This is a genomic window from Gilliamella sp. wkB72 (genome assembly GCF_001693745.1).
Classification (GTDB): domain Bacteria; phylum Pseudomonadota; class Gammaproteobacteria; order Enterobacterales; family Orbaceae; genus Gilliamella; species Gilliamella apicola_E.
The window spans coordinates 1-18,289 of record NZ_LZEI01000027.1 but is presented as its reverse complement, the minus strand read 5'-3'; the positions used below and the strand labels follow the sequence as shown (position 1 = coordinate 18,289).

The window sequence follows — 18,289 nt, the reverse complement described above, 5'->3', positions numbered from 1 at the left end:
ATGGCTGTTCAACAGAATCGTAAAACTCGTGCAAAACGTGGTATGCGTCGTTCTCATGATGCATTAACTGTTGCTAATATCTCAGTTGATGAATCAGGTAAAACACATTTACGTCATCACGTAACCGCTGATGGTTATTATCGCGGTCGTAAAGTGATTTCTAAATAATTATTTAGTAACTAGAAATCTTCAGGTGACATTTTGGATAATCTAACCATTGCGTTAGATGCTATGAGCGGGGACTTCGGTCCTCGTATTGTTGTTCCTGCTGCAATTCAAGCATTACACCATTATCCAAACCTTTCTATCTTTCTTGTCGGTGATTTAAAGGAAGTTGGCTTTTTTTTGTCTAAAGAAAATGCAAAGCTGGTTACTCAATATCAAGAAAATGGTCGTTTGATGTTAACTGAATCTACTGCGATCATCGCTAACGATATGAAACCATCATATGCAATTAGGCATAGCCAAGGTTCCTCAATGAGGATTGCATTAGAGTTAGTGAAAAGTAGTAAGGCTCAGGCTTGCGTCAGTTCCGGTAATACTGGTGCGTTGATGGGGCTATCTAAGCTGTTGTTGCATTCTTTAACTGGTATCGATCGCCCGGCATTAGTTGCCACCATTCCTGCGTTAAATAACCAAAATACTGTTGTGCTTGATTTAGGTGCTAATGCAGAATGCGATAGTGATATGCTAGTGCAGTTTGCCATAATGGGCGAAATACTAGCAAAATCAGTCCTTCATATTAAAAATCCGCGCGTTGCTCTGCTTAATATTGGTGAAGAAGATATTAAGGGGCTAGATAAAATTCGTGCCGCGGCGTCTATTTTGAAAGCCAATGATCAAATTAATTATATCGGTTATTTAGAAGGCAATGAGCTGTTGACCGGTAAAACTGATGTGCTTGTTTGTGATGGTTTTGTTGGTAATGTGACGCTCAAAACAGTAGAAGGATTAATCAAAATTTTCATGTCATCATTTAAAATGCTATTAGGGCAAAACTCATTAATTATGAAATTTTTGAGTAAATGGCTTCAACGAAAAATAGTAAAAAATTTTGGTTATTTAGATCCTGGACGATATAATGGTGCCTGTTTACTTGGACTTCAAAGTATTGTGATTAAAAGTCACGGTAGTGCCAATCAAAAATCATTTTTTGCAGCAATTGAGCAAGCTATTTTAGCTATCGAAACGAATATACCTGAGAAGATTGCCAATAGTCTTTCTTCTGCACTACCTAAGAGCGAATAATTAGATGTATACAAAGATATTAGGAACAGGAAGCTATCTTCCAAAACAAATAAGAACCAATGCCGATCTTGAAAAGATGGTCGATACTAGTGATGAATGGATAACTACCCGTACTGGTATTAAAGAAAGACGCATTGCTGCACCCGATGAAACCGTTACTAGTATGGCTTATGAAGCGGCGATTAATGCGATTGAAATGGCGAAAATCGATAAACAAGAGATTGGTTTGATTATTGTTGCAACAGCAACATCGGTTAATGCTTTTCCAAGTTCAGCTACTGAATTACAGGCCAAATTGGATCTGGGTGATGTAATTGCATTTGATGTATCAGCTGCTTGTTCAGGGTTTATTTATGCGCTTGATATTGCGGATAAATATGTGAAGAGTGGTGCAATTAAATATGCCTTAGTGGTTGGCTCAGATATGTTAACTCGTGGTGTTGATCCAAGTGATCGCGGGACAATTATTATTTTTGGTGATGGTGCAGGAGCTGTTGTAGTGGGTGCTTCACAAGAACCAGGAATTATTGCTTCTCATCTTCATGCTGATGGTCGTTATGGTGAATTGTTAAAATATCCATATGTCGATCGTCGTTCACTTAATGATCCAGTTTATATGACAATGCATGGCAATGAAGTATTTAAAATTGCAGTCAAAGAACTTTCAAATTTAGTCGATGAGCTATTATCCGAGAATGCATTTAATAAATCAGATTTAGATTGGTTAGTTCCTCATCAAGCTAATTTACGAATTATTTCAGCTACGGCTAAACGTCTTGATATGGATATGAGTAAGGTTATTGTGACGCTTGATAAACAAGGTAATACTTCTGCTGCATCGGTACCTTGCGCTTTAGATGCAGGTGTGCGAGATGGCCGTATTAAACGAGGGCAGTTAATATTGTTAGAAGCTTTCGGCGGTGGTTTCGTTTGGGGCTCTGCACTCGTTAAATTTTAATTTATAACTTATTTTAAGTAATCAAGGATTTCAAAATGACCAAATTTGCAATGGTATTTCCAGGACAAGGCTCACAAGCTGTAGGTATGTTAAAAGATCTTGCTGAAAACTATCCAATTGTGAAGTCAACTTTTGATGAAGCTTCACAAGTGTTAGGTTATGATTTATGGGCTTTAGTGCAAGATGGTCCTGCTGAGGAATTAAATAAAACTTGGCAAACTCAACCAGCATTACTTGCTTCATCTGTTGCTATTTACCGTGTTTGGCAAAGTATTAATGGCGCTCAACCAGAATTTATGGCAGGCCATAGTTTAGGCGAATACTCAGCATTGGTATGTGCTGGCGTAATTGATTTTAAAGATGCAATTAAATTAGTTGAGCTACGTGGAAAACTAATGCAAGAAGCTGTACCAAGTGGTACAGGGGCAATGTTTGCTATCATTGGTTTAGATAACGATTCGATCCGTAAAGCTTGTGACGAAGCGGCTCAAGGCCAAGTCGTTGCACCAGTTAATTTTAATTCACCGGGTCAAGTTGTTATTGCGGGTAATAAAGAAGCGGTTGAACGAGCAGGTGCTCTGTGTAAAGAGGCTGGTGCTAAACGAGCATTACCACTGGCAGTTAGCGTGCCTTCACATTGTGCTTTGATGAAACCAGCCGCTGATAAATTAGCGGTAGCATTAAATAATATCACATTCAATGCTCCTAAATTTGCAGTAATTAATAATGTTGATGTTAAAGTTGAAACATCAGCAGACAAAATCAAAACAGCATTAATCGCTCAGCTATATAGCCCTGTTCGTTGGACTGAAACAGTAGAGGATATGGCAAAACAAGGTGTAACAATGTTAGTTGAAATCGGACCAGGCAAAGTTTTAACTGGTTTAACTAAACGAATCGTTGATTCATTATCGGCTTATGCTGTTAATGATAAAGCATCATTAGATGTTGCGATAGAAAATACTAAATAGAAGGTAAAAGGGGTAGTTATGAACCTATCAGGAAAGATTGCTTTAGTTACTGGCGCAAGCCGTGGGATCGGGAAGGCAATTGCAGAAAAATTAGTTGCTTGTGGCGCAACCGTTATTGGAACTGCAACAACCGAAAAAGGTGCTCAAGCCATAAGTGAATATTTAGGCACTAAAGGTAAAGGTTTAGCACTAAATGTGACCGATGAAGGATCTATTGAATCAGTTATTAATACAATTAAAACGGAATTTGGTGATATTGATATTCTCGTTAATAATGCAGGTATCACTCGTGATAATTTATTAATGAGAATGAAAGAAGATGAGTGGCAAGATATTTTAGATACTAATTTAACGTCTGTATTCCGCTTATCAAAAGCATTAATGCGTACTATGATGAAAAAACGTTATGGTAGAATTATTACTATAGGATCTGTTGTTGGTACTATGGGTAATGCAGGTCAAGCTAACTATGCGGCTGCAAAAGCTGGATTGATTGGGTTTAGTAAATCATTAGCTCGTGAAGTTGCATCTCGAGGTATTACGGTTAATGTGGTAGCACCAGGGTTCATTGCAACTGATATGACAGAAGCATTGACTGATGAACAAAAGGCGTTAACATTAGCACAAGTGCCAGCAGGGCGTTTGGGTGAACCCGCTGAAATTGCTAATGCAGTCGCGTTTCTTGCTTCTGATGAGGCATCTTATATTACGGGTGAAACTTTACATGTCAATGGCGGCATGTATATGGTGTAATTGATCAGAATAGTGTAAAATGAGTCAATAATTTCACGTTTTGAACAAAAAATAAGCAATTGGGTTGAAAAATGATTGGCATCTTTTTCAACATTTTATAAACTTACATTCACCGCCACTTTCGGCGATATTTATAGGAAAAAAAAGAGTATGAGCACTATTGAAGAGCGAGTTAAGAAAATTATTGTTGAGCAACTTGGTGTTAAAGAGGATGAAGTTAAAAATGAATCTTCTTTCGTTGAAGATCTTGGCGCTGACTCTCTTGATACAGTTGAATTAGTTATGGCTTTAGAAGAAGAATTTGATACTGAAATTCCTGATGAAGAAGCTGAAAAAATTACAACTGTACAATCAGCAATTGATTATATTACTGCAAATCAATAAGGTTAGCAGAGTTTTCATAATAGGCGGTCAAATGATCGCCTAGTTTGTATTTATATCTCTATTTTTATAGAGTGGATTCCAATTTAATTTTGAAAACTCATAAAAAATTTTCAATGATTCAAATTTCATTTCAATCCTTTTCTGGAGGACAATGTGTCTAAACGCAGAGTTGTTGTTACTGGAATGGGCATGATATCTCCAGTAGGTAATACAGTTGATTCTACTTGGCAAGCTTTATTAGCAGGTCAAAGTGGTGTAGAACTTATAGAACACTTTGATACAGCCCCTTTTGCAACGCGCTTCGCAGCGATGGTTAAAAACTTTGATGGCGAAGATTATAATATTTCACGTAAAGATGCTCGTAAAATGGATTATTTCATCCAATACGGTATTGCAGCAGGTATGCAAGCAATGCAAGATGCGGGTATTGAAATTACGGAAGAAAATGCAGAGCGAATCGGTTGTGCTATCGGTTCAGGTATTGGTGGACTAGGATTAATTGAAGAAAATCATAGTGCATTAGTTAATGGTGGACCACGTAAAATTAGTCCTTTCTTTGTACCATCGACTATAGTAAATATGATTGCTGGTCACTTATCAATTATTTACGGATTAAAAGGTCCAAGTATTACTATTGCTACCGCTTGTTCTTCTGGCGTACATAATATTGGTCATGCAGCGCGTATGATTGCATATGGTGATGCCGATGCGATGTTAGCCGGTGGTGGTGAAAAAGCGAGTACTCCTCTTGGTATCGGTGGTTTCGGGGCTGCTCGTGCCTTGTCAACGAATAATGACAACCCAAAAGCTGCAAGTCGACCATGGGATAAAGATCGTGATGGTTTTGTGCTTGGTGACGGTGCAGGTATCATGTTCCTAGAAGAATATGAACATGCTAAAAAGCGTGGTGCTAAGATTTATGCTGAAGTAGTTGGTTTTGGTATGAGTGGTGATGCTTATCATATGACTTCACCTCCAGCGGATGGAAGCGGAGCGGCATTAGCTATGAAATGTGCGATTCGTGATGCAGGAATAACACCTGAACATATTGGTTATATTAATGCTCATGGTACATCAACTCCTGCTGGTGACAAAGCTGAGACTCAAGCAGTTAAAAGCATTTTTAAAGAAAATGCCAACAAAGTAATGGTAAGTTCAACTAAATCAATGATTGGGCACTTATTAGGTGCAGCTGGTGCGGTTGAGTCTATTTTTACTGTACTTGCATTACGCGATCAGGCTGTTCCTCCAACAATTAATTTAGATAATCCTGATGAGGGATGTGATCTTGATTATGTTCCACACACAGCTCGTCAAGTGAAAAACTTAGAATATGCTCTTTGTAATTCATTTGGCTTTGGTGGTACTAACGGTTCAGTCTTATTCAAGAAGATTTAATCTCCATTTTTCCCATCACGATTTGGTGATGGGAAGTAACTATTTCCTTTTTTCATTTTTCAATAATACATTTCACAATAAAAAATGTGGCATACACCTCATTTTTTAAAATATTTAGTAGTATATTAATAATAAAAGCGTATGTTTTAATCTAATAATATAGATAGAAATATTTCTTAAAATAATAAGATTTATCTATGCAGGATTTTTTATTTTTTAGGAGCTGTTATTATGATTACTACTGCACTTTTTCCAAATCGTTACATTCAAGGTTTTAATGCAATTGAAAATAGCCTAGGCCAAGAGTTAGCAAGGCTTGGAAAAAAAGCATTATTACTTGAAAGTCCATCTGCACATAAAAACTTATCTAAAACTATCGAAAAATCACTATCAGGTAATATTGAAAGTATCGTCGATATTTTTAATCGAGAATGTAGCGATGAAGAGATTGCAAGGATAATTGAGTTAGCTAAATCTCAAAATATTGATGTGATTGTGGGTATAGGTGGGGGGAAGGTTATTGATACAGCGAAAGCGGTTGCCGCAACTATTAACTACCCTTGTGTTGTGGTTCCTACGCTTGCCTCTACAGATGCGCCTTGTAGTGCTTTATCAGTAATTTATACGCCAACTGGTGAATTTAAAAGATATTTTGTGTTACCCAGAAATCCTGATGTAGTATTAGTTGATTCAAAAGTTATCGCTAATGCTCCTGTAAGATTTTTAGTTGCTGGTATGGGAGATGCTTTAGCAACATGGTTTGAGGCCGAAGATTGTAGGCAATCAAAAGCTGGGAATATGACTGGACGACCAGGTCCAATGACTGCATTTGCGTTAGCAAAATTTTGTTTTGAAATATTACTTAACTATGGTGTTCAGGCTAAAAATTCTTGTGAACAAAAAGTCGTAACTCCAGCCCTAGAACATGTAATTGAAGCTAATACACTTCTTTCAGGATTGGGGTTTGAAAGTGGTGGGCTTTCAGCTGCCCATGCCATTCATAATGGATTTACAGCATTAGAAGCAACGCATAATTATTGGCATGGTGAAAAAGTAGCATTTGGTACGCTTGCTATGTTAATGCTAATCGATAGCGATCCTGAAATGATCGAGACTGTTTATCATTTTTGTGAGTCAGTTGGATTGCCAACTACGCTAGCAGAAATTGGATTAGCTAATGTTAGCGATGATGATTTGATGCAAGTGGCAATTTTAGCTTGTGCTGAAGGTGAATCAATTCATAATTCTCCTGCAGAAATTTCTCCAGAAACAGTATTTGCTGCGATAAAAGCAGCTAATGCTGAAGGTTTACGGCGCAAATAACTTTTTATAATTTTTAAGACTAATTTGATTAACTTCCGTTCTTTATAACGGAAGTTTTATTTATTGTTTTATTAGTCGATTATTTTGATAAATAAAGCAATAAGAATATTCGTCTGGTTTGTGCTATAATTGTGGCTAATTTTTTGTGTAATTACTTTTGGTAAATATGACCGAACCTAAGTTTATTCATCTTCATTTGCATAGCGATTTTTCAATGGTTGATGGTATCGCTAAAGTAGGTGCTTTAGTCAATGAAGTAAGTAAATTGCAAATGCCTGCTTTTGCAATTACTGATTTTACCAATCTCTGTGGACTAGTTAAGTTCTATGGATCAGCCATGGGAAAAGGCATTAAACCCATTATTGGTGCTGACTTAGCAATTAAAAGTTCACAACTAAGTGATGATATTTATCGATTAACAATATTAGCCGCTAATAATACAGGCTATCAAAATCTTACCTTATTAATTTCAAAAGCTTATCAACGAGGCTATATTGGTGATATGCCTGTTGTTGATCAAGAATGGCTAACAATCCATCGAGAAGGTTTAATCATATTAGCTGGTCGTGAAAGTGATATTGGTATTGGTGTTATTCGCGATAATCAAGCGATTATTGATGAGGCGATCACTTACTATTTAGAAAATTTTAATCAACATTTCTATTTTGAATTAGTTCGTACAAATCGCGCCAATGAAGAGTTATTTATTCATAGCGCAATTAAACTCGCTGAACAATATTCCTTACCGGTTGTGGCGACTAATGATGTGCGCTTCTTATCATCTTCTGATTTTGAAGCGCATGAAATTCGAGTAGCTATCCACGATGGTAATACACTTGAAGATCCAAGTAGGCCGAAAAACTATTCATCCGAGCAATACTTACGATCGGAACAAGAAATGTGCAAATTGTTTTCCGATATTCCAGAGGCATTGGAAAATAGTGTTGAAATAGCTAAACGATGTAATGTGACTATTCGACTCGGCGAATATTTTTTACCACAGTTTCCTACGGGTGATATGTCAACCGAAGATTTTTTGGTGCATAAATCACGTGAAGGTTTAGAAGAGCGGCTTGAGTTTCTTTTTCCTGATCCAGAAGTTCGAAAACAGCGACGTCCTGAGTATGATGAGCGGTTAGAAACTGAATTGAACGTAATAAACCAAATGGGCTTTCCTGGGTACTTTTTGATCGTCATGGAGTTTATTCAATGGTCAAAAGATAATGATATTCCTGTTGGGCCAGGACGTGGTTCAGGAGCCGGTTCTTTAGTTGCTTATGCTCTAAAGATAACTGATTTAGATCCATTAGCATTTGACCTCCTTTTTGAACGTTTTCTAAATCCAGAACGGGTTTCAATGCCGGATTTCGATGTTGATTTTTGTATGGAAAAGCGTGATATGGTTATTGATCACGTTGCTGATATGTATGGTCGCGATGCAGTATCTCAAATTATTACATTTGGTACAATGGCTGCTAAAGCAGTTATTCGCGATGTAGGACGAGTTCTTGGTCATCCTTATGGATTTGTTGATCGTATTTCAAAATTAATTCCACTTGATCCGGGTATGACATTAGCTAAAGCATTTGAAGTTGAGCCTCAACTTCAAGAGCTTTATGATAACAACGAAGAAGTTAAGTCTCTCATTGATATCGCCAGACAATTAGAAGGGGTAACTCGAAATGCAGGTAAACATGCCGGTGGTGTAGTAATATCTCCGACAAAGATTACTGATTTTTCTCCTATTTATTGCGATCCCGAAGGTCATCACCCAGTAACACAATTTGATAAAAATGACGTTGAATACGCAGGGCTTGTCAAATTTGACTTTTTAGGGTTACGGACCTTAACCATTATTGATTGGGCTATTAAAATGATTAATGAGCGCCGATTAAAAGATGGAAAACCACCAGTTGATATTACTCGCATACCACTTGATGATGAAGAATCGTTCCAATTATTATTAAAAGCTGAGACAACAGCTGTATTCCAACTGGAATCGCGCGGAATGAAAGACTTGATCAGACGATTAAAACCTGACTGTTTTGAAGATATGATCGCTTTAGTTGCGCTATTTCGACCGGGTCCGTTGCAATCAGGCATGGTAGATAATTTTATTGACCGTAAACATGGTCGGGAGGAAGTATCATATCCTGATATAAATCATCAGCATGAATCACTTAAACCAATTTTAGAGCCGACCTATGGTATCATCCTATATCAAGAACAAGTTATGCAGATTGCTCAGACGCTATCTGGTTATACACTTGGTGGCGCCGATTTGCTTCGAAGAGCAATGGGTAAGAAAAAACCAGAAGAGATGGCTAAACAGCGTTCGGTCTTCAAAGAAGGAGCTGAGAAACAAGGTGTTGATGGTGAACTTTCCATGCATATCTTTGATTTGGTTGAGAAGTTTGCCGGATATGGTTTTAATAAATCTCACTCAGCTGCTTATGCACTCGTTTCATATCAAACATTATGGTTGAAAACGCATTACCCAGCCGAATTTATGGCAGCCGTAATGACTGCTGATATGGATAATACAGATAAAATTGTGGGTCTTGTTGATGAGTGTTTAAGAATGGGGCTGCAAGTAAATCCTCCAGATATTAACAGTGGCCTTTATCATTTCCATGTAAATGATAAAGGCGAAATTGTATATGGTATTGGTGCAATAAAAGGCGTTGGTGAGGGCCCAATTGAGGCTATTGTCGAAGCACGTAATAGTGGTGGTTATTTTAAAAATATCTTTGAGCTTTGTGCTCGAACAGATATGAAGAAAATCAATCGGCGCGTGTTAGAGAAATTAACTATGGCTGGGGCTTTTGATAAATTAGGTCCTCATAGAGCGGCTATTTTGCATAGTATCAATGACGCCATGCAAGCAGCAGATCAGTATGCTAGAGCTCAAACCATTGGGCAAGAAGATATGTTTGGTGTATTAGCTGAGGAGCCAGAACAAGTTGAAAATGCTTATGCTGCTGTTCCTGAATTACCGGAACAAGTATTACTTGAAGGTGAACGAGAAGCCTTAGGTTTATATTTAACCGGCCATCCAGTTACGCAATATTTAAAAGAACTTAATCGATATTCTGGTGGAGTTAGAATAAGTGAAGCGGCTCCAACTGGATGGGGGAAAATGGCAACATTTGCCGGTATTGTTGTTGATGCCAGAGTTCGAATAACTAAAAAAGGTAATAAGATTGGATTATTTACTTTAGACGATAGATCTGGACGAATTGATGGCTTGCTTTTTTCTGACGCATTGGAAAAGTTTGGTCATTTGTTAGTGAAAGATAAAATTTTAATCGTTTCAGGTCAAGTTAGTCATGATGATTTTAATGGCGGATTTAAGATGTCGGTTCGCGATATTGTCGACTTAAAAGATGCTAGGGCTAAGTATGTTAAAGGATTATCTTTAACCTTATCTGACGCTGAAGTTAACCGTCCAATTTTACAGCGATTACAACAAGTTATAGAACCTTATCGGCATGGTAGCGTCCCGATTAATCTCTATTATCATAGAGAAGATTCTGTGGTACGTCTTCAATTTGGTACAACTTGGCGGATTGTGCCTGAAGATGCGCTAATAATAGAGTTGAAAACTTTATTAGGAAATGAGCGAGTGGACTTTGAATTTGATTAATTAAAAAACAGATTTTTTATTTAATGGTTGCAGTTAACCTATTAAAAGCTAGCTGTGCCATTTGGAATGTTGATGTTCATTAATAATAAATATTGGTGACTTCAATGATTATTACATAGTAAAATTGACTTAATTTTATTTTAATAAATAGTCAGTATACTAAATTTAGTAATGTATTTTAACTAAATACAATTAATACAAGAGGCAATCATAAGCGTTATGAATAATTTTTTGGAATTTGAAAAGCCGATAGCGGAATTAGAAGCAAAAATTAATTCCTTAAAGAATATTGATTCGCAGCAAGTTGAATTGGATATCAATTTAGATAAAGAAATTAAACAGTTGAATCAAAAAAGTCGTGAGTTGACTAAGAAGATATTTTCAAATTTATCACCTTGGGATGTAGCTCAATTAGCCCGACATCCTAATCGCCCTTATACATTGGACTATATTAATGAAATTTTTACCGACTTTGATGAGCTGGCCGGTGACAGAGCTTACGCAGATGACAAAGCAATTGTTGGTGGAATAGCTCGTATTGATGACCGACCTGTTATGGTTATTGGTCACCAAAAAGGTCGTGAAACTAAACAAAAAATTTATCGTAATTTCGGTATGCCTGCTCCTGAAGGTTATCGTAAAGCATTGAGATTAATGCAAATGGCTGAGCGATTTAAATTACCTATCATTACCTTTATTGATACACCAGGTGCTTATCCTGGTATTGGCGCAGAGGAAAGGGGGCAAGCTGAAGCGATTGCTCGTAATTTACGTGAAATGTCTCGTTTAAATGTACCAACAATTTGTACTGTTATTGGTGAAGGTGGTTCTGGTGGAGCACTTGCAATAGGTGTGGCCGATAAAGTTAATATGCTCCAATATAGTACTTATTCTGTTATTTCTCCTGAAGGTTGTGCGTCTATTCTTTGGAAGAGCGCAGATAAAGCACCAGTGGCGGCTGAAGCAATGAATATGACTGCAGATAAATTGATAAAACTAAAACTTATTGATGCAGTTATCCCTGAACCTTTAGGTGGTGCTCATCGAGATTATAGTGCTGTTGCAGCCTCACTTAAAAAGCAATTATTATCTGATCTTGATGAATTAGGTAGTTTGGAGTTGCCTGTGCTTCTTGAAAGAAGGTTCCAGCGTCTGATGAATTATGGCTATGTAAGATAATTTTAAATTTGGGAAGTTATTGTGAAAAAAGCAACAGGACTACAACGTATTATCAATGCGACGAAGTACTCATTAAAGGGATTTAAATCAGCTATCATAAATGAAGCAGCGTTCCGACAAGAATTAATTTTGTTAATTCTTGCTTATGTTATTGTAATGCTTATTGATTTTTCTATTTATGAGCGAATTTTATTAGTTGGTTCAATAGGCTTTGTGATGATAGTTGAACTCATTAATAGTGCCATTGAATGTGTGGTTGATAGAATTGGAAGTGAGCGACATGAATTATCTGGTCGAGCAAAGGATTATGGCTCCGCGGCTGTTTTTCTTTCATTACTTTTGACTTTAATATTATGGATTTATCTCTTTGCTTGCCATTTCTTCCCTTAATAGAGATTTTTGAAGTTTTAATAAAAAATGCGAGAAAATCTCGCATTTTTAACTTAAAAATAGCTTAAATTATTCACTAACAAGTTCTTTGATAAGATAATTTCCTGTTTTCTCTGTATCAAGAATGTTTTTTAACCAAGGCATAATTGTTTGCATTTGCTCATTTAACTTCCAAGGTGGATTAATCACAATCATACCTGAAGCTGTCATTCCCTTCTGATTATTATCGGGTTTTACTGCCAATTCGAATTGTGAAATTCTTTTAATACCTGAATTAATAATTTGCTCAATCATCTTTTGTGTTTGAGTTCTAGAGACAACTGGATACCAAATTAAATAAACCCCGGTTGCAAAACGTTTATATGCTTCAATTAATGCTTTTGGGATTTTTTGATAATCATCTTTTATCTCATATGATGGATCTATCAAAATAATACCACGTCGTGATTCAGGGGGTAATTTTGATTTGAGTTGTGCAAATCCATCTTCTTTAAATACTTTAGCTCGCTTATCTTTACTAAATTCTTGTCTTAATAAGGAATAGTCAGTTGGGTGAAGTTCAGTAAGATTAAGTTTGTCTTGCTCTCTTAGTAATTGCTTAGCAATTAAAGGTGAGCCTAGATAATATTTTAAATTATCGAAAGGATTATAACGCTTCAGAACAGATAAATAGGTGTTAAGTAGTTCTGGCGTATCAGATTGTTGCCAAATTAAATTGATTCCTGATAAAAACTCTCCAGTCTTTTCAGCATGTTCACTTTGTAGTAAATAGCGACCAGCGCCAGAATGTGTATCTAAATATAAAAAAGGCTTTTCTTTTTCTTTCAATGCATTAATACATAACGTCAATACAATGTGTTTTAACACATCTGCATGATTTCCAGCGTGATAGCTATGACGATAGCTTAACATGGCTTGTTTAACCTCTCTTGTTCATTTTTTTGCATATAAATAGTTATTAATGCAAGACTTAAAAGACAAGGTATTTCCATTAACTCTTCAATAAGATCTTTTCTTTCGTTGTTTAGGACTAAAAATTGATGACCAATACGATGATGTTCAGCAATATCAGCAATTCCTAGAAAGAGGAAAGCAAAAAAGATGTGCCAGACAGGAATTCTTTCAAATTTATAACGGCGAACTATCTCTTGGCGGATTGTCGGTAAAAATATTGTTAAAAAAGGTATTCCAATTAAGATACCAGCAATTATTTTATAGTAGAAACGGGGTACCTCAGGGAAAAAGTCACGCCCCCAGCTGATTCCTCTGCCAAAAAGCATAAACCACCAGAAAATTGTCCAAACCCAAAATTTGTAAAGATTTACATGATTCTTGACCTTTTTAGCATATAAATATGTGTAACAGCACATAAATAATAAGAAAAGAGACTGTAAATGTTCGACCAAGCTAACTGTCAATTTTCCATACAATGGAATGAAAAAGTTACCTGCTATATATAAACAAAAGCTTAAAATCACAATAATTGTGGAACTTTTGTAAAAATGTGTATCAAAATTAGGCATGTTTTACTTCAAAATTAAATAGATATTTTAAGTTTTAGTATAGTACCGCATTTACGGCATTGATAACTAGTTTTATTCTTTCGAATTTTGTTATGTCGTATTGGTGATAAATAATGTTCTTGGCAATTACAAATATAGACATATTCGTTACGTTTAATATTAAAATTATGAGTAACTTTAGGTTCCTTTTTCATTATTTCAGACATGATATATTGCCATTCTTGTCCATGTGGTTTTACCTTTCCAAATTTTTGAAAGGTAATGAGATGTGCTAATTCATGAGGAACAACTTCATTAATAAATTTTTCTCCATTCTCATTAAGCATTATGCTATTGAGTTGAATTTCCCAGCGAGTTAAAAAAGCGCATCCAGCAACACTACCTTTAGGTTTATAACTGACTTTGGGTTCTTTATAATTAGTATTTAATATATTATTGGCTTGAGTTAAGTGAGTTCTTAAACAAGCCAATACTTGATTATGGAGATAAATTGGAATTCGTTTATAATCCTGCTGCATCTCTAAGAATGGTTGCTTTATCTGTTTTTTCCCAAGGGAATATATCTCGACCAAAATGGCCGTAAGTTGCAGTTTTTTGATAGATTGGTTGGATGAGATCTAGCATTTGAATTAATCCGTAAGGTCTTAAATCAAAAAATTCTTTAATTAAAGATATAATTTTATTATGCTCAATTTTTTCTGTACCGAAAGTATTGACATAAATCGATGTTGGGTTAGCAACACCAATTGCATAAGAAACTTGTAGCTCGCATTTATCAGCAAGTCCCGCTGCAACAATATTTTTAGCAACATATCTTGCAGCGTAGGCAGCGGAACGGTCTACTTTTGAAGGATCTTTTCCAGAAAACGCACCACCACCATGACGTGCTGCACCGCCATAGGTATCAACAATAATTTTTCGGCCGGTTAAACCACAATCTCCCATAGGTCCACCAATTACAAAACGTCCTGTAGGATTGATAAAATATTTCGTTCTAGAAGTTAGCCATTCCGCCGGTAACGTTGGTTTAATGATTTCTTCCATGACGGCTTCATGTAGAGCTTTTTGTTCAATACCTTCTGAATGCTGGGTTGATAAAACCACAGTATCAACACCTTGGATTTTTCCGTTTTGATAAATTAAAGTAACTTGGCTTTTTGCATCAGGTCTTAACCAAGGGAGGGTGCCATTTTTTCTCACTTCAGCTTGGCGTTGCATAAGGTCATGGGCATAACTAATTGCAGCAGGCATTAAATTAGGCATTTCGTTTGTAGCATAACCAAACATGATACCTTGGTCACCAGCACCTTGTTCCAATGGATTCTGCCTATCAACACCTTGATTAATATCTGGTGATTGTTTACCAATAGCATTTAGAACAGCACAAGAATTAGCATCAAACCCCATTTCTGAGCTGGTATAACCAATATCATTAATCGTTTTTCTAGTTAATTCTTCAATATCTACCCAAGCAGAAGTTGTAATTTCTCCGCCAACTAATGCCATACCAGTCTTTACGTAAGTTTCACAAGCCACTCGAGCTTTAGGATCTTGCTCTAAGATAGCATCTAAAACTGCATCAGATATTTGATCGGCTATTTTATCAGGATGACCTTCTGATACAGATTCTGAAGTAAATAAAAATTCTGACATGTGTTACCTTCTTTAACTTATTTAGAGCAATGCTCTAAATATAATCGTATGAAATACTTATGTTTGGCAGTTTTACCATCTAGACGTCTATTTTAATGATTTATTCTGTAAAAAGCCAGTACTACCTTAAACAAAATTGCTTGCATAAAATTTTAATCAATTTAGGATATGGCTCGATTAATTTTTTAACCTTCGTTAACTGCATATGAATATTGTAAAAAAAACTCCAACAGTATTAGTTTTTGATTCGGGTATCGGTGGGTTATCTATTTATAATGAAATTTACAATAAAATACCCTATTTACGGTATATCTATGCCTTTGATAATGAGATGTTTCCTTATGGTGACAAATCCTCTGAATTTTTAATTAAACGAGTAAGTCATATAATAGATACAATTATAGAATCATATTCAATTGATTTAGCCGTCATTGCATGTAATACCGCAAGTACTATTTGTTTACCTAGTTTACGCTCAAAGTTTTCTTTTCCTATTGTCGGTGTTGTACCTGCAATTAAACCTGCAAGCATAATTACTAAAAATAAATGTATTGGGTTATTAGCGACGAAAGCTACAATTCAAAGAGCATATACAAGTAATTTAATTAAAGAGTTTGCTCCTGATTGTAATGTTAAATTACTTGGCTTATCTGAATTAGCTTATATAGCAGAGAATAAATTACAAGGCATTGCTGTTGATATGCAGCAACTTGAGATGCTAATGCAGCCATGGCTCAATCTACCAGTCATTCCTGATACAATTGTGCTTGGTTGTACTCATTATCCATTTATTAAAGATGAACTTAAACTACTTTTCCCTAATACGACTTTTATTGATTCGGGATATGCGATCGCTTCTAGAGTTTATTCATTACTTAATGAGCGATTTGATCTAAAGAGTGTTACAGCACAATCTTCAACAGACAATATTGTCTTAAGCACATTATGTAACCAACAAGTTGAAAAATTGATGGAAAAATTATCTAAATATAATCTTGATAAATATCAGAGAATTAGTTTATTAGATGATTAAAGCTTATTCGAACGATTAATAAATTGCTGTTTTTCACTTGCCAAAAAAAAAGAAGTGCCTATAATGCGCATCCACTGACACGGCGTCAGCGAAAGCAGGCGATAATGAAGTTGGTGAACAAGATCAAATTTTTTAAAAAAAGATCTTGACGAATAAAAAGGTGTAGCGTAGTATACGCAGCCCTTGAGACAGCAAACTGAAGCAAGGAATTGTGAAGTTAACTTAAAGCTGTCAGCTCTTTAAAAAGAAGAAACAGACAATCTGTGTGGGCACTTGCGAGACAAAAAATTAAAAGTCTACGGACTCAAAAAATTAAGTCTTGATAAGTGACACTGAAGATTCATTTGAATTATGTCAGAGACAGTTATTGAGCATCAAACTTTAAATTGAAGAGTTTGATCATGGCTCAGATTGAACGCTGGCGGCAGGCTTAACACATGCAAGTCGAACGGTAACATGAGTGCTTGCACTTGATGACGAGTGGCGGACGGGTGAGTAAAGTATGGGGATCTGCCGAATGGAGGGGGACAACAGTTGGAAACGACTGCTAATACCGCATAATGTTGAGAAACCAAAGCATGGGACCTTCGGGCCATGCGCCATTTGATGAACCCATATGGGATTAGCTAGTTGGTGAGGTAAAGGCTTACCAAGGCGACGATCTCTAGCTGGTCTGAGAGGATGACCAGCCACACTGGAACTGAGACACGGTCCAGACTCCTACGGGAGGCAGCAGTGGGGAATATTGCACAATGGGGGAAACCCTGATGCAGCCATGCCGCGTGTATGAAGAAGGCCTTCGGGTTGTAAAGTACTTTCGGTAATGAGGAAGGTGATGTATCTAATAGGTGCATCAATTGACGTTAATTACAGAAGAAGCACCGGCTAACTCCGTGCCAGCAGCCGCGGTAATACGGAGGGTGCGAGCGTTAATCGGAATGACTGGGCGTAAAGGGCATGTAGGCGGATAATTAAGTTAGGTGTGAAAGCCCTGGGCTCAACCTAGGAATTGCACTTAAAACTGGTTAACTAGAGTATTGTAGAGGAAGGTAGAATTCCACGTGTAGCGGTGAAATGCGTAGAGATGTGGAGGAATACCGGTGGCGAAGGCGGCCTTCTGGACAGATACTGACGCTGAGATGCGAAAGCGTGGGGAGCAAACAGGATTAGATACCCTGGTAGTCCACGCTGTAAACGATGTCGATTTGGAGTTTGTTGCCCTGAGTGATGGGCTCCGAAGCTAACGCGATAAATCGACCGCCTGGGGAGTACGGCCGCAAGGTTAAAACTCAAATGAATTGACGGGGGCCCGCACAAGCGGTGGAGCATGTGGTTTAATTCGATGCAACGCGAAGAACCTTACCTGGTCTTGACATCCACAGAATCTTGCAGAGATGCGAGAGTGCCTTCGGGAACTGTGAGACAGGTGCTGCATGGCTGTCGTCAGCTCGTGTTGTGAAATGTTGGGTTAAGTCCCGCAACGAGCGCAACCCTTATCCTTTGTTGCCAGCGATTCGGTCGGGAACTCAAAGGAGACTGCCGTTGATAAAGCGGAGGAAGGTGGGGACGACGTCAAGTCATCATGGCCCTTACGACCAGGGCTACACACGTGCTACAATGGCGTATACAAAGGGAGGCGACCTCGCGAGAGCAAGCGGACCTCATAAAGTACGTCTAAGTCCGGATTGGAGTCTGCAACTCGACTCCATGAAGTCGGAATCGCTAGTAATCGTGAATCAGAATGTCACGGTGAATACGTTCCCGGGCCTTGTACACACCGCCCGTCACACCATGGGAGTGGGTTGCACCAGAAGTAGATAGCTTAACCTT

The 18,289-nt window shown here is 37.2% G+C and carries 16 protein-coding genes and 1 rRNA gene; 13 read left to right on the top strand and 4 right to left on the bottom strand.

Annotated elements, in window-relative coordinates; all coding sequences use genetic code 11:
* The 11 genes from rpmF (at position 1) to A9G07_RS11175 (ending at position 12,250) form a co-directional block, all read left to right on the top strand.
* Positions 1-168, top strand: a complete 168-nt coding sequence (gene rpmF / locus A9G07_RS11225) for a 50S ribosomal protein L32 (RefSeq protein WP_025316508.1) — start codon at positions 1-3, stop codon at positions 166-168.
* A 33-nt stretch (positions 169-201) separates the two neighbouring features.
* Positions 202-1,248: a phosphate acyltransferase PlsX gene (gene plsX, locus A9G07_RS11220; protein ID WP_081303428.1), complete on the top strand. Its 1,047-nt coding sequence runs from the start codon at positions 202-204 to the stop codon at positions 1,246-1,248.
* A gap of 4 nt (positions 1,249-1,252) precedes the next feature.
* A complete protein-coding gene (locus A9G07_RS11215) occupies positions 1,253-2,206 on the top strand; it encodes a beta-ketoacyl-ACP synthase III (protein WP_065561835.1) in 954 nt (317 codons plus the stop codon).
* Positions 2,207-2,241: 35 nt separating this feature from the next.
* Positions 2,242-3,177 carry an ACP S-malonyltransferase gene (gene fabD, locus A9G07_RS11210; protein ID WP_065735198.1) on the top strand — a complete coding sequence of 312 codons (936 nt, stop codon included), beginning with the start codon at positions 2,242-2,244 and terminating at the stop codon, positions 3,175-3,177.
* Positions 3,178-3,195: 18 nt separating this feature from the next.
* The gene (gene fabG / locus A9G07_RS11205; protein WP_065561837.1) at positions 3,196-3,930 is read left to right on the top strand and encodes a 3-oxoacyl-ACP reductase FabG; all 735 of its coding nucleotides are present in this window, start codon (positions 3,196-3,198) and stop codon (positions 3,928-3,930) included.
* Positions 3,931-4,080: 150 nt separating this feature from the next.
* Positions 4,081-4,314, top strand: coding sequence for an acyl carrier protein (gene acpP, locus A9G07_RS11200; protein ID WP_025316503.1), 234 nt, complete (start codon positions 4,081-4,083; stop codon positions 4,312-4,314).
* 153 nt (positions 4,315-4,467) lie between these two features.
* Positions 4,468-5,712, top strand: a complete 1,245-nt coding sequence (gene fabF / locus A9G07_RS11195; RefSeq protein WP_065561839.1) for a beta-ketoacyl-ACP synthase II — start codon at positions 4,468-4,470, stop codon at positions 5,710-5,712.
* Positions 5,713-5,943: 231 nt separating this feature from the next.
* Complete coding sequence (locus A9G07_RS11190; protein ID WP_065735197.1) at positions 5,944-7,035, top strand: glycerol dehydrogenase; 1,092 nt, start codon at positions 5,944-5,946, stop codon at positions 7,033-7,035.
* 166 nt (positions 7,036-7,201) lie between these two features.
* Positions 7,202-10,681 carry a DNA polymerase III subunit alpha gene (dnaE, locus tag A9G07_RS11185; RefSeq protein ID WP_065735196.1) on the top strand — a complete coding sequence of 1,160 codons (3,480 nt, stop codon included), beginning with the start codon at positions 7,202-7,204 and terminating at the stop codon, positions 10,679-10,681.
* A gap of 219 nt (positions 10,682-10,900) precedes the next feature.
* The gene (accA, locus tag A9G07_RS11180) at positions 10,901-11,860 is read left to right on the top strand and encodes an acetyl-CoA carboxylase carboxyl transferase subunit alpha (protein ID WP_065561842.1); all 960 of its coding nucleotides are present in this window, start codon (positions 10,901-10,903) and stop codon (positions 11,858-11,860) included.
* An 18-nt stretch (positions 11,861-11,878) separates the two neighbouring features.
* Positions 11,879-12,250 (top strand): diacylglycerol kinase, encoded by a 372-nt coding sequence (locus A9G07_RS11175; RefSeq protein WP_081299430.1) that lies wholly within the window; start codon positions 11,879-11,881, stop codon positions 12,248-12,250.
* Positions 12,251-12,319: 69 nt separating this feature from the next.
* Here the strand turns inward: A9G07_RS11175 and A9G07_RS11170 are convergent, their stop codons facing one another.
* The 4 genes from A9G07_RS11170 to metK are packed head-to-tail and all read right to left on the bottom strand — an operon-like array spanning position 12,320 to position 15,426.
* Positions 12,320-13,162 (bottom strand): 23S rRNA (adenine(2030)-N(6))-methyltransferase RlmJ, encoded by an 843-nt coding sequence (locus A9G07_RS11170; RefSeq protein ID WP_065735195.1) that lies wholly within the window; start codon positions 13,160-13,162, stop codon positions 12,320-12,322.
* Positions 13,156-13,773, bottom strand: coding sequence for a hypothetical protein (locus A9G07_RS11165; RefSeq protein ID WP_065735194.1), 618 nt, complete (start codon positions 13,771-13,773; stop codon positions 13,156-13,158). Before A9G07_RS11165 ends, A9G07_RS11170 begins: the two co-directional genes overlap by 7 nt.
* Before the next feature lie 14 nt (positions 13,774-13,787).
* The gene (locus A9G07_RS11160) at positions 13,788-14,291 is read right to left on the bottom strand and encodes a SprT family zinc-dependent metalloprotease (RefSeq protein ID WP_065735193.1); all 504 of its coding nucleotides are present in this window, start codon (positions 14,289-14,291) and stop codon (positions 13,788-13,790) included.
* Positions 14,275-15,426 carry a methionine adenosyltransferase gene (metK, locus tag A9G07_RS11155; RefSeq protein ID WP_065735192.1) on the bottom strand — a complete coding sequence of 384 codons (1,152 nt, stop codon included), beginning with the start codon at positions 15,424-15,426 and terminating at the stop codon, positions 14,275-14,277. The genes A9G07_RS11160 and metK overlap by 17 nt, the downstream gene beginning before the upstream one ends.
* A gap of 205 nt (positions 15,427-15,631) precedes the next feature.
* On the opposite strand from metK, the gene murI reads away from it, so the two are divergent.
* Both murI and A9G07_RS11145 read left to right on the top strand, forming a co-directional pair.
* Positions 15,632-16,459 carry a glutamate racemase gene (gene murI, locus A9G07_RS11150; RefSeq protein ID WP_065735191.1) on the top strand — a complete coding sequence of 276 codons (828 nt, stop codon included), beginning with the start codon at positions 15,632-15,634 and terminating at the stop codon, positions 16,457-16,459.
* A 383-nt stretch (positions 16,460-16,842) separates the two neighbouring features.
* Positions 16,843-18,289: ribosomal RNA gene (locus A9G07_RS11145) — 16S ribosomal RNA — on the top strand; the annotation flags it as partial.

Coding starts and splice junctions, on each gene's coding strand:
- rpmF (WP_025316508.1), top strand. CDS start 1: ATGGCTGTTCAACAGAATCGTAAAACTCGTGCAAAACGTGGTATGCGT.
- A9G07_RS11160 (WP_065735193.1), bottom strand. CDS start 14,291: ATGCAGCAGGATTATAAACGAATTCCAATTTATCTCCATAATCAAGTA.
- A9G07_RS11170 (WP_065735195.1), bottom strand. CDS start 13,162: ATGTTAAGCTATCGTCATAGCTATCACGCTGGAAATCATGCAGATGTG.
- fabG (WP_065561837.1), top strand. CDS start 3,196: ATGAACCTATCAGGAAAGATTGCTTTAGTTACTGGCGCAAGCCGTGGG.
- A9G07_RS11215 (WP_065561835.1), top strand. CDS start 1,253: ATGTATACAAAGATATTAGGAACAGGAAGCTATCTTCCAAAACAAATA.
- A9G07_RS11165 (WP_065735194.1), bottom strand. CDS start 13,773: ATGCCTAATTTTGATACACATTTTTACAAAAGTTCCACAATTATTGTG.
- dnaE (WP_065735196.1), top strand. CDS start 7,202: ATGACCGAACCTAAGTTTATTCATCTTCATTTGCATAGCGATTTTTCA.
- fabD (WP_065735198.1), top strand. CDS start 2,242: ATGACCAAATTTGCAATGGTATTTCCAGGACAAGGCTCACAAGCTGTA.
- A9G07_RS11190 (WP_065735197.1), top strand. CDS start 5,944: ATGATTACTACTGCACTTTTTCCAAATCGTTACATTCAAGGTTTTAAT.
- murI (WP_065735191.1), top strand. CDS start 15,632: ATGAATATTGTAAAAAAAACTCCAACAGTATTAGTTTTTGATTCGGGT.
- acpP (WP_025316503.1), top strand. CDS start 4,081: ATGAGCACTATTGAAGAGCGAGTTAAGAAAATTATTGTTGAGCAACTT.
- accA (WP_065561842.1), top strand. CDS start 10,901: ATGAATAATTTTTTGGAATTTGAAAAGCCGATAGCGGAATTAGAAGCA.
- metK (WP_065735192.1), bottom strand. CDS start 15,426: ATGTCAGAATTTTTATTTACTTCAGAATCTGTATCAGAAGGTCATCCT.